The sequence below is a fragment of the Nitrospirillum amazonense genome (assembly GCF_007828035.1).
Taxonomy (GTDB): Bacteria; Pseudomonadota; Alphaproteobacteria; order Azospirillales; family Azospirillaceae; genus Nitrospirillum; species Nitrospirillum amazonense.
In genome coordinates this window covers 189492-215465 of record NZ_VITV01000006.1, presented here as the reverse complement: position 1 = coordinate 215465, position 25974 = coordinate 189492, and the positions used below count along the sequence as shown (strand labels likewise).

17 protein-coding genes are annotated in these 25974 nt (G+C 68.2%); 6 read left to right on the top strand and 11 right to left on the bottom strand.

The features are described 5' to 3' along the window. The first annotated feature begins 106 nt into the window (after positions 1 to 106). The 3 genes from ku (FBZ87_RS18320) (at position 107) to FBZ87_RS18310 (ending at position 4267) form a co-directional block, all read left to right on the top strand. Positions 107 to 991, top strand: a complete 885-nt coding sequence (ku, locus tag FBZ87_RS18320) for a non-homologous end joining protein Ku (RefSeq protein WP_145611990.1) — start codon at positions 107 to 109, stop codon at positions 989 to 991. 3 nt (positions 992 to 994) lie between these two features. Next, positions 995 to 3565 (top strand): DNA ligase D, encoded by a 2571-nt coding sequence (gene ligD, locus FBZ87_RS18315; RefSeq protein WP_145611988.1) that lies wholly within the window; start codon positions 995 to 997, stop codon positions 3563 to 3565. A gap of 87 nt (positions 3566 to 3652) precedes the next feature. Next, positions 3653 to 4267: a glutathione S-transferase family protein gene (locus FBZ87_RS18310; RefSeq protein ID WP_145611986.1), complete on the top strand. Its 615-nt coding sequence runs from the start codon at positions 3653 to 3655 to the stop codon at positions 4265 to 4267. A 10-nt stretch (positions 4268 to 4277) separates the two neighbouring features. Here FBZ87_RS18310 and ku (FBZ87_RS18305) read toward each other — a convergent pair whose 3' ends face one another. The 5 genes from ku (FBZ87_RS18305) to FBZ87_RS18285 all read right to left on the bottom strand — a co-directional run bounded on the left by ku (FBZ87_RS18305) (position 4278) and on the right by FBZ87_RS18285 (position 11361). Then, positions 4278 to 5090 (bottom strand): non-homologous end joining protein Ku, encoded by an 813-nt coding sequence (gene ku, locus FBZ87_RS18305; RefSeq protein ID WP_145611984.1) that lies wholly within the window; start codon positions 5088 to 5090, stop codon positions 4278 to 4280. A gap of 59 nt (positions 5091 to 5149) precedes the next feature. Next, on the bottom strand, positions 5150 to 8371 hold the full coding sequence (locus FBZ87_RS18300) for an efflux RND transporter permease subunit (RefSeq protein ID WP_145611982.1): 3222 nt from the start codon (positions 8369 to 8371) through the stop codon (positions 5150 to 5152). Between the two features lie 170 nt (positions 8372 to 8541). Next, positions 8542 to 9714, bottom strand: coding sequence for an efflux RND transporter periplasmic adaptor subunit (locus tag FBZ87_RS18295; RefSeq protein WP_145611980.1), 1173 nt, complete (start codon positions 9712 to 9714; stop codon positions 8542 to 8544). Then, complete coding sequence (locus FBZ87_RS18290; protein WP_145611978.1) at positions 9711 to 10952, bottom strand: TolC family protein; 1242 nt, start codon at positions 10950 to 10952, stop codon at positions 9711 to 9713. The genes FBZ87_RS18295 and FBZ87_RS18290 overlap by 4 nt, the downstream gene beginning before the upstream one ends. A 76-nt stretch (positions 10953 to 11028) precedes the next feature. Then, positions 11029 to 11361: a hypothetical protein gene (locus FBZ87_RS18285; protein ID WP_145611976.1), complete on the bottom strand. Its 333-nt coding sequence runs from the start codon at positions 11359 to 11361 to the stop codon at positions 11029 to 11031. A gap of 138 nt (positions 11362 to 11499) precedes the next feature. On the opposite strand from FBZ87_RS18285, the gene FBZ87_RS18280 reads away from it, so the two are divergent. Next, entirely contained in the window at positions 11500 to 13050 is a 1551-nt protein-coding gene (locus FBZ87_RS18280; RefSeq protein WP_246134476.1) for a tryptophan halogenase family protein, read from the top strand. A gap of 5 nt (positions 13051 to 13055) precedes the next feature. On the opposite strand, the gene FBZ87_RS18275 is transcribed toward FBZ87_RS18280, so the two are convergent. From FBZ87_RS18275 to FBZ87_RS18260, 4 genes are all read right to left on the bottom strand, one after another. After that, positions 13056 to 14063, bottom strand: a complete 1008-nt coding sequence (locus FBZ87_RS18275; RefSeq protein WP_145611974.1) for a cupin-like domain-containing protein — start codon at positions 14061 to 14063, stop codon at positions 13056 to 13058. Between the two features lie 15 nt (positions 14064 to 14078). Then, positions 14079 to 14786 (bottom strand): SapC family protein, encoded by a 708-nt coding sequence (locus FBZ87_RS18270; RefSeq protein WP_186454835.1) that lies wholly within the window; start codon positions 14784 to 14786, stop codon positions 14079 to 14081. 15 nt (positions 14787 to 14801) lie between these two features. Next, positions 14802 to 16337, bottom strand: a complete 1536-nt coding sequence (locus FBZ87_RS18265) for a tryptophan halogenase family protein (protein WP_145611970.1) — start codon at positions 16335 to 16337, stop codon at positions 14802 to 14804. 175 nt (positions 16338 to 16512) lie between these two features. Further along, positions 16513 to 19362 carry a TonB-dependent receptor gene (locus FBZ87_RS18260; RefSeq protein ID WP_211106991.1) on the bottom strand — a complete coding sequence of 950 codons (2850 nt, stop codon included), beginning with the start codon at positions 19360 to 19362 and terminating at the stop codon, positions 16513 to 16515. Between the two features lie 705 nt (positions 19363 to 20067). On the opposite strand from FBZ87_RS18260, the gene FBZ87_RS18250 reads away from it, so the two are divergent. Both FBZ87_RS18250 and FBZ87_RS18245 read left to right on the top strand, forming a co-directional pair. Next, positions 20068 to 20298, top strand: coding sequence for a tautomerase family protein (locus FBZ87_RS18250; RefSeq protein WP_145611966.1), 231 nt, complete (start codon positions 20068 to 20070; stop codon positions 20296 to 20298). A gap of 44 nt (positions 20299 to 20342) precedes the next feature. Further along, complete coding sequence (locus tag FBZ87_RS18245; protein ID WP_246134475.1) at positions 20343 to 21176, top strand: FadR/GntR family transcriptional regulator; 834 nt, start codon at positions 20343 to 20345, stop codon at positions 21174 to 21176. Between the two features lie 57 nt (positions 21177 to 21233). On the opposite strand, the gene FBZ87_RS18240 is transcribed toward FBZ87_RS18245, so the two are convergent. Both FBZ87_RS18240 and FBZ87_RS18235 read right to left on the bottom strand, forming a co-directional pair. After that, entirely contained in the window at positions 21234 to 23915 is a 2682-nt protein-coding gene (locus FBZ87_RS18240; RefSeq protein ID WP_246134474.1) for a glycoside hydrolase family 3 C-terminal domain-containing protein, read from the bottom strand. A 61-nt stretch (positions 23916 to 23976) separates the two neighbouring features. Further along, positions 23977 to 25632: a GH39 family glycosyl hydrolase gene (locus FBZ87_RS18235; RefSeq protein WP_145611962.1), complete on the bottom strand. Its 1656-nt coding sequence runs from the start codon at positions 25630 to 25632 to the stop codon at positions 23977 to 23979. Positions 25633 to 25974 lie beyond the last annotated feature (342 nt).

The window sequence follows — 25974 nt, the reverse complement described above, 5'->3', positions numbered from 1 at the left end:
CCCCGCTGGTGGCGCGCGTTAAACTATGCCCCGCCGGCCGTGGTTCCCGGAACCCGCACGCCGCCGCCGGCGTTGAGTCGCCATCCTAACGTGGAAGGCGGCGGCCATGGCACCCAGGGCGAACTGGAAGGGGTTCCTGAAGATCGGGGAGGTCAGCTGCCCGGTGGCGCTCTATACCGCCGCCTCTTCCTCCGAACGCATCGCCTTCCATACGGTCAACCGAGCCACGGGCCACCGCGTGCATCGGCAGTTCGTGGACAGCGAGACGGGCAAGCCGGTGGACCGCGAGGACCAGGTGAAGGGGTATGAGGTCGCTCGCGGCGACTACGTGGTGCTGGAGCCGGACGAGGTGGCCGCCGTCGTGCCGGAAAGCGACAAGACCTTGTCCGTCCTGGCCTTCATCCCTTGCGCCGACATCGATGACGTCTATTTCGACAAGCCCTATTACCTGGCGCCCAGCGATCGGCACGCGGACGAGGCCTTCGCCCTGATCCGAGAGGGCATGCGCGCCAAAAAGGTGGCGGCGCTGGCGCAGACGGTGCTGTTCCGCCGGGTGCGCACCGTCCTGGTCCGCGCCCATGGCGCCGGCCTGATCGCTACCACCCTGAACTTCGATTATGAGGTGCGATCCGCCGCCCAGGCCTTCGATGAGATCGCCGACATCAAGATCGAGGGCGAGATGCTGGACCTGGCCAAACACATCATCGAGACCAAGAAGGGTGTCTTCAAGCCTGAGGACTTCGATGACCGGTACGAGGCGGCGCTGGCCGACCTGGTGAAGGCCAAGCTGGAGGGCAAGGCGCCGCCGGCGCGGAAACGGGCGCCGCCGGCCAAGACCACCGACCTGATGGCGGCCTTGCGCGAAAGCGCGGGGCTGGCCGGCAAACCGTCGGCCAAGAAGGCCGCATCCAACGCCAACCACGCCAAACCGCGCTCCGCCCGGGCGGCGCCCAAGCCGAAGGCGGTCCCCGCCCGACGAAAGGCCAGCTGAGCCATGGCGCTGGAGACCTACCACAAGAAGCGCGACTTCACCGCCACGCCCGAGCCTCGGGGACGCGAGGGCGGGCGCAAGGGCCGCAAGGCGGGCCACAGCTTCGTCATCCAGAAGCATGACGCCACCCGCCTGCATTATGATTTTCGGCTGGAAATGGACGGCGTGCTGAAGAGCTGGGCCGTCACACGCGGGCCCAGCCTGGTGCCCGGCGAAAAGCGCCTGGCCGTCCATGTCGAGGACCACCCGCTGGACTATGGCGACTTCGAAGGCACCATCCCCAAGGGCGAATACGGCGGCGGCACGGTCATCGTCTGGGACCGGGGCGAGTGGACCCCCATTGGTGACGCCCACAAGGGCTATGCCAAGGGCCATCTGGATTTCGAGCTGCACGGGGAAAAGCTGGGCGGCCATTGGCATCTGGTGCGCATGCACAAGCGGCCGGGGGAGAAGCGCGAGAACTGGCTGCTGATCAAGGGCGAGGACGAGGCCGCGCGCAGCGAGGGCGATCCGGACATCCTGGAGGAGCGCCCGGAATCGGTGAAGACGGGCCGCGTCATCAATGAGGTGGCGGGGGAGGAACCGGGCTGGTCCTCCAAAACGGGCAAGATCGAGAAGAAGGCCCGCCCGCCGGCCCGTAAGGCCGCGCCCAAGAGCGCGGAAATTCCGGCGACGCCCCCCCTGAAAGGCGCCAAAGCCGGCCCGCTGCCCGACTTCGTGGAACCAGCCCTGGCCACGCTGCAGGCCAAGCCCCCGGTGGGTGAGCGCTGGGTGCATGAGATCAAGTTCGACGGCTACCGCCTGCAGGCGCGCGTCGAGGCGGGGCGGGTGAAGCTGCTGACCCGGGGCGGCCTGGATTGGACCAAGAAGTTTGGCAAGGCGGTGCCGGAGGCGCTGGCGGCGCTGCCGGTGGGCAAGGCCCTGATCGATGGTGAGCTGGTGGTGGAAAACGCGGCCGGCGCCTCCGACTTCTCCGCCTTGCAGGCCGACCTCAGCGAGGGCCGCAGCGACCGCTTCCTGTTCTACGCCTTCGACCTTCTCTATCTGGAAGACCAGGATTTGCGCGGCGTCGGGCTGGAGCAGCGCAAGGCGGCCCTGAAGAACCTGTTGGCGGAAGCCGGCGATCCCCTGCGGTACAGCGAGCATTTTGATGAGTCCGGTGGCCTGGTGCTGAACCACGCGTGCCGCCTGAGCCTGGAGGGCATCGTTTCCAAGGTGCGCGACGCCGCCTACAGGCCGGGCCGGGGCAAGGGATGGATCAAGTCCAAGTGCGGCAACCGGCAGGAATTCGTGGTGGCGGGCTATGTCCCCTCCACCACCGCGCGCCGCGCCATCGGCTCCCTGGTCATGGGGGTCTATGATCAGGGCAAGTTGCGCCACGTCGGCCGCGTCGGCACCGGTTATACCGTTTCGGTAGCGGAAGAACTGTTCCGCCGGCTGGAACGCATGCGGGTGCAGGACAGCCCCTTCGACGACACCCTGACGGCGGAGGAACGGCGCCTGGTGCGCTACGTCCGGCCGGAGTTGGTGGCGGAGGTGGACTTCCGCACCTGGACGGGCGACGGTAACATCCGCCACGCCGCTTTCCGCGGCCTGCGGGAAGACAAGGACCCGAAAGACGTCGTGCGTGAGCCAGCCGCCAATGCGCCGGCAGGAACCGCCCGCGCGGCGGATGGCGCGGAGCCCAAGCCCCTGCTGAAGCTGAGCCATCCCGACCGCCTCTATTGGCCGGACGAGGGGGTGACCAAGGCCGGCCTGGCCGACTATTACTCGGAGGTATGGCGGTCCAACGCCCCCTTCATCGTCGGCCGCCCGCTGGCCCTGCTGCGCTGCCCCAACGGCATCGCCGGTGAGAAATTCTTCCAGAAGCATGCCTGGAAGGGGCTGAGCAAAGCCATCGTCCAGGTGCCCGACCCTACGGAGCCGGCGGAAGGGCCGCTGATCGCGGTCAACGACCTGGACGGCCTGCTGGGCCTGGTGCAGGCGGCGGTGCTGGAAATCCACCCCTGGGGTTCGACCCTCAAGGACTGGGAACGGCCGGACACCATAACCCTGGACTTGGACCCGGGGGAGGGCGTGGCATGGCAGGCCGTCATCGACGCCGCGCGTGAGGTCAAGGACAGGCTGGAGCAGGCGGGCCTGGCGGCCTTCGTCAAGACCACGGGCGGCAAGGGCCTGCATGTGGTGGCGCCGTTGAAGCCCAAGGCCGACTGGACGGCCGTGAAGGCCTTCACCAGGGGCATCGCCGACGCCATGGCGGCCGACAGCCCGGACCGTTTCGTAGCCACCATCACCAAGGCCAAGCGCACCGGCAAGATCCTGGTCGACTATTTGCGCAACCAGCGGGGCGCCACAGCGGTCGCGGCGTATTCCACCCGCGCGCGGCCCGGTGCTGCCGTCTCCATGCCCATGGCGTGGGAGGAACTGAGCCCCGCCATCGGCCCGGCCTATTTCACGGTCATGACGGCGCCCACGCGCCTGGCCGCCCTCTCCGCCGACCCATGGGCGGATTTCCGGCCGGCGGCCCGGCCCCTGGAGGAGGCGAAAAGACCGGCGCGCAAGCGCGCAGGATAGGGGCGCCGGATCAAGGCGCTGGCGCGGCGCCCGGTTTCAGGCAGAATGCGCCCCCAACAGCTCCCCAAAGGCCCAGGAGGCCCCCCCATGCGCTTGATCGGAATGCCGGATTCACCTTATGTCCGCCGCGTCGGGATCTCGCTGGTGGCCATGGGCCTGCCCTTCGAGCATGAGCGCGTGTCCGTCTTCCGCCATTATGACACCTTCGCCGCCATCAACCCGGTGGTGAAGGCGCCGACCCTGGTGCTGGACGACGGCACGGTGCTCGTGGACAGCACCCTGATCCTGGACGCGCTGGAGCGCCTGGTGCCGGCGGACAAGCACCTTATGCCCGCCGACCCGGCCGCCTTCATCCGGGCCCAGCGCCTTATCGGCCTGGCGCTGGTGGCATGCGAGAAGACCGTGCAGGTGGTCTATGAGCTGGAACTGCGCCCCGAGGACAAGCAGCACCAACCCTGGCTGGAGCGGGTGCGCGCCCAGGCCATCACCGCGTTCGACCTGCTGGAGCGCGAGGTGGGGGACGGCGGCGCCTGGATGGGCGGCGACCGTCCCAACCAGGCCGACATCACCACCGCCGTCGCCTGGTATTTCGCCCAGAACATGGCTCCCGGCCTGATCGACCCGGCCAAGCATCCCGGTTTGGTCCGCCTGTCGGATCGTGCGGAGGCCCTGCCCGAATTCCAGGCCGTGCCGTACGCCTGAGCGGGTCGGCCTAGCGTCGCTTGGGCGCGCCCTTGCCCTCGGCGGCCAGGCTTTTCTTCAGCGCATCCATGATGTTGATGACGTTGCTGGGCGTATCGGCCTCCGGCGCCTTGGCTTTGGCCGGGCGTCTGCGGCCCTTCTTCTTGGCGGCGATCAGGTCCAGCAGGCGATCCTGCACGGGGTCATCCACCAGCGAAGGGTCCCACGGCCGTGTGCGCTCCTCGATCAGGGTCTTCACCAGGGACATGAGCTTTGGCTCGGGCTTCTCCTCGCGGATGCCGCCGAAATAGGCGTCCGCATCGCGCACCTCATCGCCGTAGCGCAGGGTCCAGACGATGATGCCCTTGCCTTGCGGCTCCAGCATCACGGCCCGCTCCCGGCGGTACATCACCAGGCGGGAGATGCCGACCCTGCCGGTGGCGGCCATGGCCTCGCGGATGACGGAGAACGCCTCCTCCCCAACCGGATCGCTGGGCGTCAGGTAGTGGGGGGTGTCGTACCAAATCCACTCGATGCTATCGCGGGGCACGAACATCTCGATGTCGATGGTGCGGGTGCTTTCCAGCGCCACCGCGTCCAGTTCGTCATCCTCCAGGATCAGGTAATCGTCCTCGCCCCTGGGGTAGCCCTTGGCCTCATCGTCCTCGTCCACCGGCTTGCCGGTGACGGCGTCGACATAATGGCTGACGACCCGGTTGCCCGTCTCGCGGTTCAGGGTGTGGAAGCGGACCTTCTCGTTCTCCGACGTGGCCGGCGTCATGGCCACCTGGCAGGTGACCAGGGACAGTTTGAGATAGCCCTTCCAGAATGAACGCGGCGCCATCCGGCGATCTCCTACGGCGTTAGACCCCAGGAAACCGCCGGATGGGACGCCCGGTTCCCTTACTCCGCCAGCGTCGGAACCGCCGTCACCGTTGCCAGCTCACGGGGCACGGCGAAGCGGCGGTAGAGGGCCGGCAGGACGACCAGGGTCAGCGCCGTGGCGCTGATCAGGCCGCCGATGACGACGGTGGCCAGCGGCCGCTGCACCTCCGCCCCCGGGCCGGTGGCCAGGGCCATGGGTACGAACCCCAGCGAGGCCACCAGCGCCGTCATCAGCACCGGCCGCAGGCGGGTCAGCGCTCCGTCGCGGATGGCGGCCAGGGGATCGTCGCCGACGGCGATGGCCTGGCGGATGAAGGACACCATGACCAGGCCGTTCAGCACCGCGATGCCGGACAGGGCGATGAAGCCCACGGCGGCGGAGATGGAGAAGGGCATGCCGCGCAGCCACAGGGCCGCGATGCCGCCGGTCAGGGCCAGCGGCACGCCGCTGAACACCAGCCCTGCATCTCGGGCCGAGCCCAAGGCGCCATAGAGCAGCAGGAAGATGGCGACGAAGCAGGCCGGCACCACCACCGCCAGCCGGTCGCGCGCCGCCGCCAGATTCTCGAACTGCCCGCCCCATGCCACCCAATAACCGGGCGGCAGAGACACCGTGGCCAGCCGCGCCTGCGCCTCGGTAACGAAGCTGCCGATATCCCGGCCGCGCACATTGGCCTGGATGACAATGCGCCGCTTGCCGTCCTCCCGCCCGATCTGGTTGGGCCCTTCCGCCAAGGTGAAGCTGGCGACGGTGCCCAGCGGTACGAAGCGCGGGCCCTCCTTGCCCTGGCCGGGCAAGGGCACCGGCAGGGCGCGCAAGGTGTCCAGGTCGTTGCGCAAGGCGTCGGCCAACCGCACGGTGACGTCGAAGCGGCGGTCGCCCTCGAACACCTGCCCGGCGGCCCGCCCGCCCACCGCCATGGCCACGACGTCCTGCACGTCCTGGGCACTGAGGCCAAAGCGGGCGGCGGTCTGGCGGTCGATACGGATGTCCAGGGTGGGCAAGCCCGCCGCCTGGTCCACCCGCACATCGGCCGCGCCGGCAATGCCCTGCAGCACGCCGGCGATGCGGTTGGCCGATGCCCGCAGGGCCTCGAAGTCATCGCCGTACAGCTTCACCGCCACGTCGCTGCGCACCCCGGAGATCAGCTCATTGAAGCGCATCTGGATGGGCTGGGTGAACTCATAGGCGTTGCCGGGCAAATGGCCCAGCGCCGCCTCGACACGGGCCACCAGCTCGGCCTTGGGCAGGGCCGGGTCGGGCCATTGCGCGCGCGGCTTCAGGATGATGAAGGTGTCGGAGGCGTTGGGCGGCATGGGATCCGCCGCCATCTCCGCCGTGCCCGTCTTGGAGAAGACGAAGGCCACCTCCGGCATGGCGCTCACCGCGCGCTCCACCTCCATCTGCATGGCGGTGGATTGGGACAGCGAGGTACTTGGGATGCGCACCGCCTGCACGGCGATGTCCTGCTCATCCAGCGTGGGGATGAATTCCTGCCCCATGCGGGTGAACAGGCCCACGCTGACCAGGAACAGGCAGGCGGCACCGAAGATCCAGGGCAAGGGTGCCGCCAATGCCCTTTCCAGGATCGGCGCGTACCAGCCCTTGGCCCGCGCGACCACGCGGTTCTCTGTCTCATTGACCGGCCCGGTGATGGCCAGGGCGATCAGCGCCGGCACCAGGGTCAGGGACAGGACGAAGGCGGCCACCAGGGCGGTGATGACCGTCAGGGCCATGGGCTGGAACATCTTGCCCTCCACCCCGGTGAAGGTCAGCAGCGGCACATAGACCAGGATGATGATGGCCTGGCCGTAGACCGACGGGCGGATCATCTCCGTCGAGGCGGCCACCACCTCCGCCAGCCGTTCCGGCGTCGCCAGGGGGCGGCCCAGGGCATGCTGGCGATGTCCCAGGCGGCGCAGGCAGTTCTCCGCGATGATGACGGCGCCGTCGACGATCAGGCCGAAGTCCAGTGCGCCCAGGCTCATCAGGTTGGCGCTGATGCCGGCCTGCACCATGCCCATGGCCGTCAGCAGCATGGTCACGGGGATGATGGCGGCGGTGATCAGGGCGGCGCGGATATTGCCCAGCAGGGCGAACAGCACCACGATCACCAGCAGGGCTCCCTCCGCCAGGTTTTTGCCCACGGTGTGGATGGTGGCGTCCACCAGTTTGGTGCGGTTCAGCACCACCTCCGCCCTGATGTCGGGGGGCAAGGTGCGGGCGACGTCGGCCAGCTTGGCCGTCACGGCCGCGGCCGCCGTGCGGCTGTTGCCACCCATCCGCATCAGGGCGGTGCCCACCACCACCTCCCGCCCGTTCTCGCTGGCACTGCCGCTGCGCAGTTCATGACCCAGGGTCACGGTGGCCACGTCGCGCAGCAGGACGGGGGTGCCGTCACGGGTCGCGACGGGCACGGCGGCGATGTCCTCCCTGTCGCGCAAGCGGCCATCGGCCCGCACCACGTAGGCCTCCTCCCGCCGTTCCAGATAGCCCGCGCCGGCGCTGGTGTTGTTGCGCTCCAGCGCCTGCACGACGTCCGCCAGGGTCAGGCCCCGGGCGGCCAGCCGCTGCGGATCGGGCGCCACCTGGTACTGCTTCACGTATCCGCCGATGGCGTCCACCCCGGCGATGCCGGGCACGCCCTTCACCTGCGGCCGGATGATCCAATCCTGCACCGTGCGCAAATAGGTCGCCCGTTGCGCCTCCGTGGTCAGCACCTCGCCCTCCGGCGTGCGGTAGCTGCCGTCGGCCTGCCAGCCGGCGGCGCCCGGCGTGACCTTGGCGGGGTCGAAGGGGGCCAGGGACACGGTCCACATGGCGACCTCGCCCAGGCCCGTGGACAGCGCCCCCATGTGGGGCTCCGCCCCCTCGGGCAAGGCGGCCTTCGCCTCGCCCAGGCGTTCACCGACCTGTTGGCGGGCGAAGTAGATGTCCACGTTCTCGGCGAACAGGGCGGTGACCTGGGAGAAGCCGTTGCGCGACAGCGAGCGGGTGCCCTCCAACCCTGGGATGCCGGCCAGCGCCGTCTCGATGGGGAAGGTCACCTGCTTCTCCACCTCCACCGGCGACAGGGCCGGGGCGGTGGTGTTGATCTGCACCTGCTTGTTGGTGATGTCGGGCACGGCGTCGATGGGCAAGCGCAGGGCCGTCCAGCCGCCCACGGCCATCGTCAGCAGGGCCAGCGCCACCACCATCCAGCGGTGGCGCACGGAAAGGGTGAGGATGCGTTCAAGCATGGATCGTCCTTTATATGTGCGGCGTCCGACCGTGGCCGGTCAGCCGCCCCCTCAGGCGCCGGGCGTCGCCATCCGGCGACTTGGCTTTCCTCGCATTCCGGTCCACTGCGCTTCCCGGAATGCTGCGGCGGATGCAGTCGCGTCCTACAGCGGCATGCATGCCGCAGGGTTCACTCGTCATGGCCGGCGTCGCCCTTGCCGGCCTCCGCCTTCAGGATGAAGGCGTTGCCGGCGGCGACACTGTCGCCGGGCTTAAGGCCGGTCAGCACTTCCACGCGGGTGCCATCGCCGCGTCCCAGGGTGACCGGGCGCCGTTCATAGCCGCCGGGGACCGGCACGAACACCTGGGTCCGGCCCTCCAGCGTCACCACCGCGTCCTCCGGCACCAGCAGGGCGGCTGCTTGCGCGTCCGCCGCCAGCGTGCCGGTGGCGAAGTCGCCGGGCCGCCAGGATCCGTCCGGGTTTTCCAGGGTCGCCACCACGGGGGCGGCGCCGGTGGCCGGATCCAGAACGGGACCGACATGGGTGACGCGGGCGGTGACCGTGCGGCCATCCGCGCCGCTGACATCCAGTTCCTTGCCCACCGCCACGAAGGGCAGGTCGCGGGCATAGACGGGGAAGGTCAGGGACAGGCTGGCCAGGTCGGCCACGACATAGGCGTCGGCGTCGGCCGCCAGGCGGTCGCCCCGGGTGGCGCCCCGGGCGATGACGTGCCCGGCGATGGGACTGCGCAGGTCCAGCCGCTGCAGGTTGGCGCCCTTGGACCTCTCGCTGGTTTCATCCAGCCCCAAGGCTTGCAGGCTGTGGCGGGCGCGGCCGGTGCGGATCCCGGCTTCCGCCGCCGCCGCCTTGGCCTGGAGGTAATCGCGCTCGGGCGAGATGCGCTGGCGCCACAGCGCCTCCTCTCGCGCCGCCGTGGTACGGGCCAGCTCTTCGTTTTCCCGTGCCGCCAGGTACTCGGCGCGGGCGTCCGCGACCTCCGTGCTGTCGATCAGGGCCAGAACTTCGCCGGCCGCGACGGCGTCGCCCAGCTTCTTGCGCGCCTCCGCCACCACGCCGGCGATGCGGGGGGCGATATGGACGATGTGGTCCTGGTCGGCCGTCACCGTGGCGGTGACGCGCACCTGGCGGACCAGGCGGCCGGGGCCGGCGATGGCGGTGGTGATGCCGGCGGCCTTGGCTTGCTCCGCCGTCAGGCGCACCAGCCCGTCGTCATGCGCCTCATGGGCGGCGGGTTCCTGACCTTTGGGCGCCTCGCCGGTGGCGATCCAGATGGCCAGCCCGCCCAGGGCCAGCGCACCGGCGCCCAGGCGTGCCAGGGTCTGCGTGGAGATACGGGTCATGGCTGGGCCTCCTCGGCGCCGGTCAGCCGGTCCAGGTCGGCGCGGCTCTGGTGATAGTCCTGATAGGCGGCGACCAGGGTCAGGCGGGCGGCCAGCAGGGTGCGCTGGGCGTCCAGCACATCCAGGTAGGGGAACTTGCCCTGGCGGTAGCCTTCACGGGTCGCGGCGGCGGCCTGTTCCGCCCCGGGGACGACCTGTCCGGCCAGTGTCTCGGCCTCCGTCCGGGCCACCGCCACGCGATCGCGGGCGATGGCCAGGGCGGTGTCCTGGTCGCGGGTGGCGCGGTCCAATTCCATCTCCGCCTCGGTGCTCTCCTGATAGGCGCGATGGATGCCGCCCCGGTTGGTGTCGAAGGCGGGGATGGGGATGGTGACGCCCAGCACCAGGGCGGTGTCGCGCCCGTCGTTGAAGCGGCGCACGCCGGCGCCCACGGTCACATCGGGCACGGCCCGCGCCCGCTCCACGGCGATGGCGGCGCGGGTGCGGCCCACCTCCGCCCGCCAGCGGGCCACGTCGGGGGTGGTCCCGCCGGCAGCAGCGGGCAGGGCGGCGCCCAAGTCGCGCAGGGCGGCCGGATCCAGCGGCGGCACCGGGCCGCCCACCAGCAGTTCCAGGCTGCGGCGGGCGGCGGTCTCATCACGCACGGCGCGGGCCGCCTCGATCTCCGCCTGGCGCAGGTCGGTGGCGGCGCGGTCCTCCTGGATGGCGCTGTCGTGGCCGGACCGCACCCGGGCGGCGACCGCGCGGGCGGTTTCCGCCGCCAGGCCGCGCTGTTCCTCCACGATGGCGCGGCGGGCGGTGGCGGCCAGCAGGGCGGCATGGGCCACGCGCACCTCACGGACCAGGTCCAGGCGCACGATGTCGGCATCCAAGCGGGCGCGGTTTTCGGCCGCCGTGGCCACCGCCTGGCGGTTGCCGCGCTTGCCGCCCAGCTCCACCAGCTGGTTCAGGCCTACGGTCGTTTCCATGGCGCGGGTGCCGCGATAGGGGCCGGACCCGGCCAGGTTCTCCGTCTGCAGCGAGACCTGCGGATTGGGCAGGACGCCCGCCTGCACGACGTCGCCCTGGGCGGCGGCCGCGCGGGCCTGGGCGGCCTTCAGGCGCGGATTTGTGGCCAGCGCCTGGGCGACCAGGGCGGTGAGGGAGGTGTCGCTTGGGGGTGTGGCCCAGGCGGGCCAAATGGATGTGGACAGGCCAACGGCAAGCGCCGTGGCCAGCCCGAGGATCGGGATGCGCATGAAGGCTCCGGACAAGCAGGATCGATCGGGCCGCCCCTGGGGGCGGCGCTAGGGCGCGAAAGCGCGCGGGGATCGATCAGGCGACCGGGGGCCGGTCCGGCGGGGCCAGGGCGCGGGTGGTGTAAGGCTGGTCCAGCGGCGGCAGGGCCGCAAGGCGCACCGTGACGCTGGGCCCCGGCATAAGCGCGGGCCCGACGGCGTCGGCCACATGGACATGGCCGCAGGGGCCCTGGCCGGCGTGGAAATGCACGGTGCTGTGGCGCAGGCCATCGGTGGGGTCGGGCGCCCCGTCCACGGCCACATGCTCCTGGACGACGCCGCACGTCGGCGCGCCGCCTGCCATCTCGGTCAGGGACGGGCCGTCGAACACCGCCGTGAACAGCAGCAGAAGGGCGAGCAACCAGCGCATGGCCGCCAATTTGGCGACTAAGCCCGCCGGCTTCAAGTCTTTCGGCGATTTATGGGGGCGCCACAAAAAGTTGTGACGCCCTGTGTCTCGCCACGATAGAAAGGGGGAACAGGGAGAGACATCGCCGGGACCCAACGCATGGCCGCGCCGCACACTTCGCCGCAACCTTCGGATGATACCGCTACCAACGCCCCCTTGCGCCGCATCGTCATCGTCGGCGGCGGCACCGCCGGATGGATGGCGGCCGCCAGCCTGGCCAAGTTTCTGCGCAATCTGAAGTGCGACATCCAGCTGGTGGAATCCGAACAGATCGGCACCGTCGGCGTGGGTGAGGCCACCATACCCCCCATCATGAACTTCATCCGCGTGCTGGGCATTGATGAGGACGACCTCATCCGCCAGACCAACGCCACGTTCAAGCTGGGCATCCGCTTCCAGGACTGGACCCGCCTGGGCCATTCCTATTTCCATCCCTTCGGCCACACCGGCTTCGAGATGGAGGGGATAGGCTTCCCCGCCTACTGGATGCGGCAGCGGCTGGCCGGTGCCGCCGCCCCGCTGGAGGAATATTCGCTGCAGGCCCAGGCGGCCGCGCACAATCGCTTCATGCGCCCGGTGAAGGCGCCGGGATCGCCGCTGGAGGGCATCACCTACGCCCTGCATTTCGATGCCGCCCTGTTCGCCCGATATCTGCGCACCTATTCCGAGGCGCGGGGGGTCACCCGGGTGGAGGGCAAGGTGGTGAAGATCGACCTGCGGCCCGAGGATGGCTTCATCGCCGCCCTCAGGCTGGAGGATGGCCGCCGGGTCGAAGGCGATTTCTTCATCGACTGCAGCGGCTTCCGTGGCCTGCTGATCGAGGAGGCGCTGCAGGCCGGCTATGAGAACTGGCAAAGCTACCTGCCGTGCGACAGTGCCGTCGCCGTGCCCAGCGAGCGGGCGGGCGCGCCGCCCTCCTACACGCTGGCGACGGCGCGGGATGCCGGCTGGCAATGGCGCATTCCGCTGCAGCACCGTGAAGGCAACGGCGTGGTCTACGCCCGCGACTTCCTGGACGATGAGGCGGCGCGGGAGACCCTGCTGGCCAACCTGGCGGGCAAGCCCCTGGCCGACCCCCGCATCCTGCGCTTCGTCACCGGCCGCCGCCGTGAAACCTGGAAGCGCAACTGCCTGTCCCTGGGCCTGGCCAGCGGCTTTCTCGAACCCCTGGAGTCCACCAGCATCCACATGGTGCACCGGGGCCTGGCCCTGTTCATCCAGATGCTGCCCGACCGGCGGTGCGAGCCGGCGGACGTCGCCCGCTACAACAGGATGGTGGCGTTCGAGTATGAGCGCATCCGCGACTTCCTGGTGCTGCACTACGCGACCAACGAACGGCGGGATACGGAGTTCTGGCGCCACTGCGCCGGCATCGACTGGCCGGACAGCCTGAGGGCCAAGATCGAATTGTTCCAAAGCCATGGCCGTATCCAGCGCGAGGATACGGAGCTGTTCCCCGAGCAAAGCTGGCTTTACGTCTTCACCGGCCAGGGCCTGATCCCGCGTCGCTACGACCCGCTGACCGACCTGCTGGATCCGGAGAAGATGCGCGGTGCCCTGGCCAACATCCACGACGTGATCGGCCGGGTGGTACAGACCATGCCCCACCACCAGGCCTTCATCGACCGGCACTGTTCGGCGGGGAGGTGACCCCTTCATCCACCTCTCAACAGCTGCATCACCCGCGCGCGGATGCGGCCGTAGTTGCCCGCCTTCAGGGGGCCCAGCACGCCGTGCTGCTCCGCCGGCAGGTGGGCCAGGGGATGGCCTTGAGGGCGGAAGACGTAGTGGTCGAAGAAGGCACGCCAGGCCAGGCGCTCCGCCTCCGGCCGCTCCGCCATCGTGATCATGGCCAGAAGCAGGCTGGTGAAGGGGGCGTCCGGGCCGGTGGCGAAGGCGTCCCACCAATAGTTGACCAGGCCGTTGAAGGGGGCGGTCGCCTCCACCTGGTGCCACCACAGCTTGGGCAGGAACAGGGCGTCGCCGGCCCCGAGATCCGCCACCAGCGCCTGGTCGCGTATGGCGTGGAATCGCGGATAGGCGGGGTTGTCGGGGTCGGATGCGGCCAGGCTGATGGGCTGGCCCGACAGGGTGTTGTCGATGGGGCCGACGTAAAGGTCGCCCACGGCCGCCGGCGGGTACAGGGTGAAACGCCGTTTGCCGGCCACCACGCAGGCCAGGTTTTCGAACGCGTCGTAATGGGTGGCGACGCTGGAGGCGTGGCCCAGCCAGATGCGCCCCGCCACGCCGGGCGGCAGCAGGGGCATGGCATTCTCCGCCGCGAATCCCGGCAGATGCTCGTCCAAAGTCAGCGACCCGGCGTAGAGGGTGGGGGAGGCGGGGTCATCCAGGGCCCGAACCATCTGGTCCAGCGCTTCGCCAAGGCGCAGCGTGCGGCGTTCGAAATTGTTGCCCTTGAGGTCCGCGCCGTAGAAATACCGGCCCCGGATCTCCGGCGGGCCGACAAAGGTCTCCATGGCCGCGCCGGGTCCGAAGCCGCCGAGATAGTCGCGCAGGGCGGTGGGCGTGGCCTTCGCCACCACCGGCCAATGCGCCACCAGGCCGCGCAGGATCAGGGGGCGGCCCGCCGCCACCACCTCACCTAGGAACTGCCCCGGCGAGGTGATGGTGCGGCCGTCGCGTTCGGCGACTTCGGTCGTCATGGGGGTGCGCCGCCGTCAGCCCCAGGCCGGAGCCGGGCCGGTGCTCAGCTGCTTGTTCTTGCGCTCCGCCATCAGGGGCACATGCTTCAGCGACGCGATCATCAGGTAGATCAGCTGCATGTAGCCGCGGCGGAACAGGTCCAGCACGGCGGCATCTGGCAAGGCGCGCAGGGCCTCGCGGTCGATGGTGTACAGGTTGGCCAGCTCATGCCGGCTGCCGTCGTCGAAGCTGAGGCTGATGTCGATGGGCTCTATCAGCTTCAGGTTCATCAGCGTCTCGATGAAGCGCTTGGTACGCTCCAGCCCCGGGCGCAGCTCCTGCATGGCATTGATGATGCCCCGCAGATAGGGGGTCATCTCCCCGTTCGGCGCGAACAGCGGCTCGCCGGCGTCGGTGCCCACCCGGGCGTCGTCCAGGTCGATGGCCAGGTCCTCCCCCACCGTATAGAAGGGGCCGCGCTGCAGGGTCAGCGGGCGGTAGCCCTGCCAGCCGTCCGGGGTCAGGAACAGGTTTTCATTCTGGGTGAAACCCAGCACGGCGCCGCAGACGAAGGCGCCGGTTTCGGCGTCCTTGGACAGCAGGATGGGGCACTGCACGGCCAGCAGGGGGAACTCGGCCACGATGACGGTGACGAAATGCTTGGCGTCGAAGGCGGGGCTGGCCTTGGCCTTCACCTGCAGGTCGCGATGGGTATGGGCGTTGACGATGGCGATATTGGTCATGGATCCCATCCGGGCTCAGATCGATTGCATGCCGTGGTCGCGGATCTTGCGCACCAGGTCGCGGTTCTTGGGCAGGTTCGCTCTCATCTTCTGGGCCATGGCCGCATTCTCCTCCATGATGCGGCTTGCCAGAAGGGCGTCGGCACTGTTTTCGACGGGGTCCACCTCGGTGCGGAAGCCCATGCCGTACAGCACGTACTGGTAGCTGGCGGCGGGGAACACCTCCTCCAGCCGGTCGAACTCATCCAGGAACCAGGGCGCGCGATATTTCCACAGGCGCAACAGATCCTGCAGCCGTTCCGGTGTCGAGGCGGGATCGACGTTGTCCCGCCAGAACGCCGTGTCCGTCCGCTGCGTCAGGACATAGTGCAGCTTCAGGAAATCAATAATGCGGCCCCAGCGGTAGTGCGTCACCTCGTTGAAGCGGCGGGCGACCACATCCATGACGCTGCGGCGGGCCGGCAGCTGGTCGGCGATGATCTTGGCCGACAGCTCGATCAGCATGATGGCGGAAGCTTCCAGAGGTTCCAGGAAACCCGCCGCCAAGCCCACGGCCACGCAGTTGTTTTTCCAGAACATCTCGCGATGGCCGGAGCGGATGGGGATTTTGCGCGCCTCGGCCTGGGTGCCGGCGTAGCGCGCCAGCTCGGCCCGCGCCGCCTCCTCATCGATATGGTCGCTGGAATAGACGTAGCCCAGGCCGCGCCGGGTGGGCAGGGCGATGTCCCAGATCCAGCCGGACGACTGTGCGGTGGCGATGGTCTGCGACGCCATGGGGGCGTCGTCGCTCTCGTGCGGAACCTGGATGGCCAGCGCCGTGTCGCAGAACAGCACGTCGCGGCAGTCCTTGAAGCCCACGCCCAAGGTTTTTTCGATGAGCAGGGCGCGGAAACCGGTGCAGTCCACGAACATGTCGCCCGTGATCTCACCCGCCTGCTCGGTCACCAGGCCGGTGATGTCGCCGCTTTCATCCTGCTTCACCTCGGTGACATCGGCCAGGACATGGTGGACACCCAGCTTTTCCGTGCAGTGCTTCTGCATGAAGCTGGCGAACTTGCCGGCGTCCAGATGATAAGCGTAGTTGGCCAGGCCCCGGTATTCGGGCGTGGCGATGGTCTTGGGCGCCAGGCCTTCCTCGCAGATGGCCTCCTGTGGGCAGACGGCGGCGGAGAAGGTGCGGCCGCGCCCATCCTGCAGCCAATGAGGCACCAGGTTCACCTGGGACCAGCCGTGCGGCAGCATCAGCGGGTGGTAATAGGCGTCATCCGGGGCGCCGGTGGTCCAGCCCACGAACTTGCCGCCCTGTTTAAAGGCGGTGTCGCAGTGGCGGAAGAACTCCGTCTCCGACACGCCCATCTTTTCCAGCGTGGTGCGCATGGTGGGCCAGGTGCCCTCGCCCACGCCGATGATGGCGACGTTAGGGGATTCCACCAAGGTGACCTTGAAGCCCGAGGCCATGCGCGCCTTGTGCCGGGCGGCGATGACGCCCGCGGTCAGCCAGCCGGCGGTACCGCCGCCGACGATGACGATATGCTGGATGGGACGATCCATGAAGGCATCCTGGTTTTCGGGGATGGCGGCCCCCCTCCCTGGCGGGGACGTGCGGCATCCGGTATCGGTCCAGTGTAAGGCCTTTCTCCCGCTCCTTCAGAGGGAAAAAAGGGGCCGCCACGTGCCACGGCGGCCCCCCAGGAGTTTAGGAGGAAGGTACGCTCACAAACAAACCTTAGTACTTGAAGTGCGCGCCGACAGTGTACCGCTGCCCGTAGGCGACGGCGTCCAGCAGCTGCTCCTTGTACCGGCCATGGGTCGAGTAGGTCTCGTTGGTCAGGTTCAAGGCTTCAAAGTAGACGCTCACATACTCGTTGATGTCGTAGCTGGTGCTGAAGTCCACTTCCCAGGCCGCATCGACGAAGGTCGGCTCGGACCCGTAGATGGAACCGCCCTGCGCCTGGCCGAAGTGGTCCAGGTACTCATCGCGCCAGTTGACGGCGACACGCGCCTGGAACCCGTACTTGTCGTAGAAGCCGACGAAGTTGGCGGAGTTGGCCAGACCCGTGACCGCGAAGCCGCTGACCGACAGGTTGTTCGGATCATAGGGCTTGTCGGTGCCGACGACGGTGGCGTTGGCCTGGAAGCCGAAGCCGGTGTCATCGAACACGTGCTGGATGGACATTTCCAGACCATAGACCTGGGCCGACGGTCCGTTCAGGTAGGTGCTGTAGGCGTACTGGACGTCCTTGCCCGTGGTCGGGTCGAGAACGCCGGCGAAGCTCTTCTGCGACGTGCCGCCGACCACGAAGTTCGTGACGCTCTTCATGAAGCCGTCGATCGCGACGTAGGAGTTGCGCTGATAGTAGTACTCGGCGCCGATGTCCACGTTGTCGGACAGGTAGGGCATCAGTTGCGGGTTGCCGCCCGACGCCGACACCGTGCCGACGCGCTGGGTGCTGATGCTGTAGACCGGGGTCATGTTGTTGAGCGGCGGACGGGTCAGGGTGCGCGACGCGTTGAAGCGCACCTGCAGGTCGTCCGTGACGCCCAAGGTCAGATCCAGGTTGGGCAGCAGGAACTGGTAGTTGTTGGTGCCCGAGACGGTGGTGACGGGACCGTAGGCCACGGTGAACGCGGTCTTGTCGCCCGGCGTCACGGTGAAGGCGGTCGGCGTCTGGCCCAGGCCGGAGGAGGTCACGTGGGTGATTTCCTCGCGGGCGCCCACGTTGACCTTCAGCGGCATATCCGCCACCTGGGTCTTGAACGTCGCCGCGACATAGGGGGCGAAGGTTTCTTCCTCGATGTCGCGCTTGGAACCCGGGGACAGGATCAGGCGGTAGGTGCCGTCGAAGGGCGGGGTGCAGCAGCCGTAGTTGAAGCCAGGAATGTTCTTCGTCTGCGGATTGCCCAGCGACTGCAGGTAGTTCAGGATCTGGCCCGGGTTGGCCATCAGGATCTGCGGCGGCAGGTTGCCGTTGTTGGCGAAGCCCGGGATGAAGTTGGACGTGCTGAAGGTCTTGGTGAACCAGTCCTGCGGCAGCGCCACGCCCGTGGGCGAGCCCGACGCCGGACCGTAGCCGCTGTACGCCTGCCAATCGCTGTTGGTGAAGGTGTCGTAGCTGCTCAGGTCTTCCTTGTTATCGATGTACTGCATGCCGAAGCGGATGGTGGTGTCGCCACTCTTCCATTCAGCCTCGGCCTTGCCCTGGTCGATCACGTTGTAGTTGCGGGTCGAGCTCATCGGGAAGACGTGCGACCCGATGAAGCCGTTGGTGAAGTGCGACGCGTCGCCGTTCGGCCCGTAGACGGTGGGGTAGGGCAGAGCGCCAGCCGCGACGCCGGTGATGCCCACATTGTTGGTGTTGATGCAGGTGCCGCTGGCGCAGGAGCCGTAACCCACGTCGGCGTCCAGGCTGGTCAGCTGATCGCCCGGGTTCTGCCAGGATTCCGACCGGGCGGCGTCGACCGTGATCTTCCAGTTGTTGGTTGGCGTCCACTTGACGTTCAGGCCGTACAGGTTGTTCTGCAGGACCTGGCTGTTGTACTGGGCCTGGAAATCGGTCGGCGTGTTGGGCTGAACGAAGTCGGTCACCGACCCGTTGCTGTTCAGCTTCACGTTCTGCAGGGCGCCCGAGTTGAACCAGATGCTGTAGCCGTACTGGTTCTGGTGGGCGTCCTCACGCTGGAAGTCGTCGTTCAGCGTGATTTCAAGCTGGTCGGACGGCTGCCACTGCAGCGCCAGTCGACCGGACTTGCGGATGGTGTCGCTGTGTTCCTGGTACAGGCCGTAGTCCTGGATGAACCAGGCCGGTACGCCGGACGGCGTGCCGGACGCCAGGCTGCCGAACTTGTCGCTGGTGGTACCGATCCAGCCCTGGCTGTTCACGTGGTTGCCCAGGGTCTGGGTCTCGTTGAAGCCGGCGGCCAGCAGGATGCCGAAGGTGTCGTGGGCGAAGGTGTCGCTGACCAGGAAAGCGCCGTTGGGTGAAGCGCCATCCGCGTCAGAGGCGTAGGAGCCCGAGACGGAACCCGTTGCCCGGAAACCCGAATGCTCCAGCGGCTTGGGGAACTTGATGTTGACGGTGGCGCCGATGGCGCCGGCCGACAGGGACGCATCCGGCGACTTCAGGACGTCGATCTGTCCGACGAAATCGGAGCTGACGGAGCTGAAGTCGAAACCGCGGCCGGAACTGGCGGCCGAGGCGGACACGCGGCCGTCGAACAACGTTTCATTGAAGCTGGGGCCGAAGCCGCGAACGGTGATGGCGGTGGCGTCACCGGTGGAGGTGGGCACGCCGCCCATGCTGCTGGTGCCGCGGCTGATGGACACGCCGGGAATGCGCTGCATCGAGGCCGCGACGTTGGAATCGGGGAACTTACCGATGTCCTCGGCCGAAATGGCGTCGACGATGCCATCCGCCTCGCGCTTGATATCAAGGTTACGTTGCAGAGACCCGATGATGCCGGTGACGATGATATCTTCCATCGTGTCGGAATTGGCGCCGCCCTTGCCTGTTCCTGTGCCTGGGCTGGGCTGAGTCGTTTGCGCGAATGCCGGCATTGCCAGGCCCGCGATGGTCATCAGCGAAACACCGGCCAGAACGGCCGTGCGGAAATTCGCCGTCGGTGACTTGGGCGCTCCCTTTTTTCTTTGGATACTCACCATATTTTCCCTCCCTAGTTTTGAAGGCACTGATTTTGTTTGTGATACCGGGCACGGGGCGCAGAAAAACGGAAGCGCCAACAGCTGCTGTTAGCGCTATCATATTTATATGCAAAATCCCGTGTGTAGCTTATGGCTGGCGGCCAAGCGGCATGATTTGCCGGCCAGCGTTCATCCTCCCGTTCGCTAGAGTAATTCTAAGCCGCCACTGTCGTGGAAAGCCCTCAACCCTATGCAATGGTAACGCTACCACAGGGTGCGGGTAGGGGCGACAAAAATCTGAACATTGCGATTTTGAGAGGGTGAGTGTGTCATTTGTACCAACATTTCCGGTGGCGACGGGCCGATGAGAGCGGTCTCAACCAATGACCTTGGCCCACAACGGCGGCGCGGCATGGGGACTCCGGCGTTTTTCGCAGGTGCAACAACCAGTAAGGGAAACGCGCTGGTCGCCCGAAGCGCCGCCGCGGGCCTGAGGCCATCTCATAAGACCACGCGTGATCGCGGCCCCTGAACGCGCCCGGCCTCTGCTAATGTGGCCCGCCTGTCACCCGCCTGTTTCAGCGGCCCCCATGCGGGCCGGCCAACTGATGGACCTCGACCCTGTACGGAGCCGCCTGATCCATGCCCCACATCATCGTGAAGATGTACGCCGGCCGCAGCGAAGCGCAGAAAGCCAAGCTGGCCGAGGAACTGACCCGGACCCTCATGACCCACATGGGCAGCAGCGAGGCATCGGTTTCCATCAGCATCGAAGACGTCGATCCCGCCGACTGGGTGGATACGGTCTACAAGCCCGACATCGTGGACAAGCCCACGACCCTTTATAAGAAGCCGGGCTACGATCCGCGGTAAGAGACCCTGCCCAAGATGGGCCGTCGACGGATGCGGTGCCGGCGATGGCTGGTGCCGTTGCCGCCGCGAATGTTACAACGGTGCTGGCGGTGGCCTATCGTGGGGCCGCCCTGTGGACGTCAGCGCCGGCGGATTGTCGTATGGATGAATTGATCGCCGGGCTGACCCGTCTGGGCCGGGGTTCCCCGATGGGTCGGCTGCACGGCTCCCTGGCCCGAAAGCTGGGCACCGACATCGTCACCGGCCGCTACCAGCCGGGCGATGTCCTGGAGAATGAGATCGTCAACGCCGAGCGGCTGAAGGTCTCCCGCTCCGCCTATCGCGAGGCGTTGCGCATCCTGGCGGCCAAGGGGCTGGTGGAGAGCCGGCCCAAAAGCGGCACCCAGGTCTGCGCCCGGTCGCGCTGGAACCTGCTGGATCCCGACGTCCTGGCCTGGCATTTCGCGGCTGAGCCCAGCAAGGACTTCATCTACAGCCTGTTCGAGCTGCGCATGATCGTGGAACCGGGCATCGCCGCCCTGGCGGCGGAGCGGCGCACCGAGGAACAGCTGGCCCGAATGACGGCGGCGCTGGACATAATGGATCGCCACACCCTGGCGGCGGAGGAGGGGCAGGCCGCCGATGCCGACTTCCACGACACCCTGCTGGAGGCCAGCAGCAATCCGCTCATCGGCTCGCTGGCGGTCAGCATCGGGGCGGCGGTGCGGTGGAGCACCATCCACAAGCTGCGCGAGGGGGTGGTGCTGCGCGACCCCATCCCCCTGCACCGCTACGTCCTGAACGCCGTCGCCGCCCGCGATGCCGAGGCGGCGCGCGACGCCATGCGCCTGCTGATCACCGAGGCGCTGCGCGACACGGCCCAGTCTTTCAAGGCGTAGCAGTCTTTCAAGGCGTAGACTGGCAAGGCGTAGACTGGGCCGCGCGCGGACTTCGGCTTACCGCTCGATGGACAGCGCCGCCGTGGTGGCGAACTGCGCCTGCTTCACGGCCACGCCGCTGTCCGGCTGGCCGGAACCGACGCTGACCTGGTAGGTGCCGGCCATGACCTGGCGGTCGCCGTCGCGGGTGACGAAGCTGAGGTCGCGGGGCGACAGCTCGAACGATACCGTGCGGCTTTCACCCGGCGCCAGGGAAAGGCGCTGGAAACCGCGCAATGCCAGGCGGGGCGCTCCCTCGAACGCCGGCGGCTTGAGGTACAGCTGCGCCACCTCGTCGCCTGCGCGATCGCCGGTGTTGGTCACCGTGGCCGTCACGCGCACGCCGTTCTCGGCGCCGCCGTGCGTCGGCTCCACGGTCACGGGGCCGTAGTCGAAGCGGGTGTAGGACAGGCCGTAGCCGAAGGGGTAGACGGCCTGGCCGGTGAAGTAGCGATAGGTGCGGCCCGTCATGGCGTAATCGTCGAAGGGCGGCAGATCGGCCACGCTGCGGTAGAAGGTCAGCGGCAGGCGGCCGGCCGGGTTGGTCTTGCCCGACAGCACGTCGGCGACGGCCAGGCCCCCCGCCTGGCCGGGGTACCAGGCCTCCACGATGGCGGCGGCGTTGTCCCTGGCCCAGGACAGATCCAGCGGGCTGCCGTTCAGCAGGACCACCACCACCGGCTTGCCCGTGGCCTTGGCCGCCTGCAACAGGCGGCGCTGTTCCGAGGGCAGGTCGAGGGAGGTCTTGTCGCCGCCGGCGAAGCCCTCGATCTGGCGCTTCATCTCCTCGCCCTCAAGGTCGGCGCTCAGGCCCACGGCGGCGACGATAACGTCGGCGTCGGCCACGGCCGTGGCGAGGTCACCGTCAGCGGCGGCGGCCGGCGCTACCCGCTTCCACAGGAATTCCACCCCGCCCATGCTGTGCACGTCGGTGGCGACACGGATGGGATAGCGCTTGCCCTTTTCCAGGGTCACGGTTTCCAGCTTGGGCAGGTCACCCCACAGCGGCGTGCCCAGGTCCACGCGGCGGCCATCGAACTCGAACTCCCCGCCGGAGAATCCGGTCATGCCCAGGCGATAGGTGCCGGATTCAGGGGGTACCAGGAAGCCCGTCCAGACCACACGGTAATTCTCCGCCACCGTCTTCTGGTCATGGCCGCTGCCGCCCACACCAGCCTCCACCCGTGTCAGCACGGGCTTGGACGTCACCTCCAGCGGCGGCATGGAGCCGAAGGGCGCGTCCGGCGCCGGGGCCTTCACCGGACCGTTGGCGTTGAAATATTGCGCCCGCACGCCTGGTTTGCCGTCGGGCGTCACCAAGGCGGACGTGGGCACCGGGTCACCGTCCATGACGGTCTCGTTGAAGGGGACGTGGGTGATGCGGGCGCCGGGCATCACCTGGCGCAGGCCGTCCAGCACCGACACGGGCGGGGCCGACAGGGCCGAGGAATAGTTGCCGCGCAGCACGCGGGTGGAATCGCCATGCGGGCCGATCACCGCCACCTTGACGCCGGGTTTCAGGGGCAGCACGCCGTCGTTCTTCAGCAGCACCATGCTTTCACCGGCCACCTTGCGCGCCAGCTGCTGATGCTCCGCCGTGCCGATGGCCTGGACGGGCACGTCCTGCTTGGGACGATCCAGGCCGGGCAGGTCGCCGTTGCGGTAGCGGGCGGAGAACAGGCGCACCAGCGCCAGGTCGATGTCCGCCGCACCGATCAGGCCGCGCGTGTACGCCTCCTTGTAACGCGCCGCCAGCCCGCCGCCCCCGCCGAACAGCGTGGCGACGTTGCACTCGTTGTCCACCCCGGCCTTCAGGGCGGCGGCCACCGCGGCGGCCTGGTCGGGCGCGTATTTATGATTGTCGGCGATGTCCTTCACCGCGTCGCAGTCCGACACGACATAGCCGGTGAAGTGCCAGGCGCCGCGCAGATGGTCCTTCAGCAGAAGGTCGCTGGCGCAGGCCGGCTGCCCGTCGATGCGGTTGTAGGCGCACATGATGGATCCGGCGCGCGCCTCCACGATGGCGGCGCGGAAGGCGGGCAGGTAGGTGTCCTCCAGGTCGTGCGGCGAGACGTAGACGTTGGCGGCATGGCGGGTCGATTCCGGGCCGCTGTGCACGGCGAAATGCTTGGGTGTGGCCACCACGTCCGGCAGGTCGGGGTTGGGCCCTTGCATGCCGCCGACAAAGGCCACCGCCAGGCGCGCCGTCAGATAGGGATCCTCGCCATAGGTTTCCTGGCCGCGGCCCCAGCGCGGGTCGCGGTAGATGTTGATGTTGGGCGACCAGGTGTCCAGCCCGGTGCCGATGCGACCCAGGTGGCCGGTGGCGCGGCCCAGGGTGTGCAGGGCGCGCACCTCCACGCTGACGGTCCCCGCCACGTCGTGCACCAGGGGCGCGTCGAAGGTGGCGGCCAGGCCGATGGGCTCGGGGAAGTTGGTGGTGGGGACGGCGCCGATGGCACCGTGCAGCGATTCCGTCCACCAGTTGTAGGCGGGGATGTCCAGCCGGGGGATGGCGGGCGCCACGTTGACCAACTGGCCCAGCTTCTCATCCAGGGTCATGCGGGCGACCAGGCTTTGCGCCTTTTGCCACGCCTCGCCGACGGCGGGGGAGGCGGGCTGGTCCGCGCGCACCTGGGTGCTGGCGGCGAAGAAGGCGGCGCCGAGCAGGAGCGCGCGTGTGAGGGGGCGATAACGCATTCTTTTCCTTCCCATTCCTTGTTCTTTTCTCAAGTGCTTTCAAGGTCGGCCGGGGCCGTCGTTACCAATCCAGCGCCAGTAGCGAGACCGACTGGCGCGGCATATCCAGGATGAGGGTGGCAGTGCCGCCCGAGGGCGCCAGCCAACGAGGCGATTCCATCAGTTGTAGCCCGGCCTGCCCCTTCAGCTCCGCCAGTTGCGCCGGGGTTGGGTCCTGCGGTGACCCCATGGCCTGCCAGGCGGTGTAGGCGTTGGAGTGGCGGTCATCGATGCGGTAGTGGCTGAACCGCACCCGCGACGCCGCCTTGGGCAGGCCGGTGAGGGTTAGCGCCACGGTCGTGCCGCCGGCCGGCTTCGCTTCGTCATGATAGTTCCACACCATCACGGCGGCGCCGCGTGCGTCGGCGGTGGCCAGGGCATCGATGTCCGGCGCGTCGCGCACGCCGTGGGCGATGATATCGGCCGCCGAGCGGGAATGGGGGCCGGTGGTGGCGACGCGGGTGCCGCGCAGCATCGCCGCCATCCGGAAGAAATTCAGGATGGGCTTGTCGACGCCATTGGTCGACAGGTCGCGAAAGCCTTCGAAATAGGCCCGGCCCTCGAACTCGAACGACCAGCTCAGCATGGCGAGCAGGTTGACGCCGTGCCGGTCGGCCAGCTCGAACAGGCGCTTGTAGGCGGCGGCGGTATAGGCGGGATAAAGGGCGCCGTTGCGATAAGCGTTGGCGGGGTTGACGGTCATGGAGCAGGCGGCGCAGCCCTCGGGGTCGGCCTCCGACAGGATGATGGGCAGGGGTCGGAATTCCGGGTGGCTGGCGATCAGGGCGAAGCCCTTGTCCACGTCCGTCAGTTCCTGCGCCAGGCCCATGGTGACCTGCCCGTCCTGGATGGTGGGCTGTCCCTTGGCGTGGAAGGAGATGAAGTCCAACGGCGCCCGCGTGGCGGCGACGTGGTCCAGGAAGTCCTTCAGGAACTGGGCGCCGCTAGCCCCGCCGGGCCCGGTGGTTGCGGGGCCACCCACCTTGGCCTGGGGCAGCACGGACCGCACCGCCGCGACGGTGGTGTCGTACAGCTGGAAATATTGGGTGGGCGTGCCGTGCCAGTAGGGGATGTCCGGCTCGTTCCACACCTCGAAATACCAGCCGGCCACGGTCTGTCGGCCATAGCGGTCCGCCAGGTGGGCCACCACGGTGCAGATCAGCGCCCGCCACTTGGCGTAATCCTTGGGCGGGCTGTGCACGGTACCGCCGATGGCGGCGTCGGGGTAGACGTCCTCATAGGTTCCTGTGCCGCTGGCCAGGGCCTTGGGGGTGAAGCCCAGTTCCACCATGGGCACCACGCCGGCATCGCGGTAGGCATCGAAAATCCCGTCCAGGATGTGGAAGTCGTAGACGGGGTTGCCGGCCGCATCCTCGGAATAGACGTTGGTCGAACTCCATTTCAGGGCCGCAACGCCGTCACCGGAACTCAGCAGATGATGGGTGCGGACGTGCACCGGCACCGGCGCCAGGTCGTGCAGTTCGGTCAGCAGGGCCCGGCCATCCCGCATGGTGGTGTAGTTGGCCTCGTCATAGCCGAACCAGGCGTAGAGGGGATGGGCGGGGCCCACCGGATGGGCCAGGTCCACGGTGATGGACACCGGTGTCGGCACGGGCTGGCCCAGCCCCAGCCCGGACGATAGGCTCAGGGCCAGCAGGCCGGCCGCCAAGGTGCGCATCCGCCTCCGCCGCCGGGCCGCCCGGCCCCTCCGGCCGTCCTCGCTCCGCCAATCGCCCGACGCCACCCGTTCCTCCCGTTTTTGTGGCTGCCCGTTTTTTGTGGCGCCACCCTGACACATCTTGACTCCAAATCAAATACTCAGACAATTAAATCATGTTAGCGCTCACATTGCGCGACATGCACACCTCCCGCCGTCACGGACGGGGGGCAAAAACCGGGCAACCCGTCAGGGAAGGGCCCACCTGGGAGGGAACAATGGCAGCCACGCACAGCCGCCTGGGGGCGGTTCTCGCGCTTTCGACAATATTGCTGGGTAGTGCCGCGCACGCGGCGGCGGAAC

Bases quoted from the DNA above. Each gene is read 5' to 3' on its own strand.
- ku (WP_145611990.1), top strand. From the start codon at position 107: ATGGCACCCAGGGCGAACTGGAAGGGGTTCCTGAAGATCGGGGAGGTC.
- ligD (WP_145611988.1), top strand. From the start codon at position 995: ATGGCGCTGGAGACCTACCACAAGAAGCGCGACTTCACCGCCACGCCC.
- FBZ87_RS18310 (WP_145611986.1), top strand. From the start codon at position 3,653: ATGCGCTTGATCGGAATGCCGGATTCACCTTATGTCCGCCGCGTCGGG.
- ku (WP_145611984.1), bottom strand. From the start codon at position 5,090: ATGGCGCCGCGTTCATTCTGGAAGGGCTATCTCAAACTGTCCCTGGTC.
- FBZ87_RS18300 (WP_145611982.1), bottom strand. From the start codon at position 8,371: ATGCTTGAACGCATCCTCACCCTTTCCGTGCGCCACCGCTGGATGGTG.
- FBZ87_RS18295 (WP_145611980.1), bottom strand. From the start codon at position 9,714: ATGACCCGTATCTCCACGCAGACCCTGGCACGCCTGGGCGCCGGTGCG.
- FBZ87_RS18290 (WP_145611978.1), bottom strand. From the start codon at position 10,952: ATGCGCATCCCGATCCTCGGGCTGGCCACGGCGCTTGCCGTTGGCCTG.
- FBZ87_RS18285 (WP_145611976.1), bottom strand. From the start codon at position 11,361: ATGCGCTGGTTGCTCGCCCTTCTGCTGCTGTTCACGGCGGTGTTCGAC.
- FBZ87_RS18280 (WP_246134476.1), top strand. From the start codon at position 11,500: ATGGCCGCGCCGCACACTTCGCCGCAACCTTCGGATGATACCGCTACC.
- FBZ87_RS18275 (WP_145611974.1), bottom strand. From the start codon at position 14,063: ATGACGACCGAAGTCGCCGAACGCGACGGCCGCACCATCACCTCGCCG.
- FBZ87_RS18270 (WP_186454835.1), bottom strand. From the start codon at position 14,786: ATGACCAATATCGCCATCGTCAACGCCCATACCCATCGCGACCTGCAG.
- FBZ87_RS18265 (WP_145611970.1), bottom strand. From the start codon at position 16,337: ATGGATCGTCCCATCCAGCATATCGTCATCGTCGGCGGCGGTACCGCC.
- FBZ87_RS18260 (WP_211106991.1), bottom strand. From the start codon at position 19,362: ATGACCATCGCGGGCCTGGCAATGCCGGCATTCGCGCAAACGACTCAG.
- FBZ87_RS18250 (WP_145611966.1), top strand. From the start codon at position 20,068: ATGCCCCACATCATCGTGAAGATGTACGCCGGCCGCAGCGAAGCGCAG.
- FBZ87_RS18245 (WP_246134475.1), top strand. From the start codon at position 20,343: ATGGCTGGTGCCGTTGCCGCCGCGAATGTTACAACGGTGCTGGCGGTG.
- FBZ87_RS18240 (WP_246134474.1), bottom strand. From the start codon at position 23,915: ATGCGTTATCGCCCCCTCACACGCGCGCTCCTGCTCGGCGCCGCCTTC.
- FBZ87_RS18235 (WP_145611962.1), bottom strand. From the start codon at position 25,632: ATGCGCACCTTGGCGGCCGGCCTGCTGGCCCTGAGCCTATCGTCCGGG.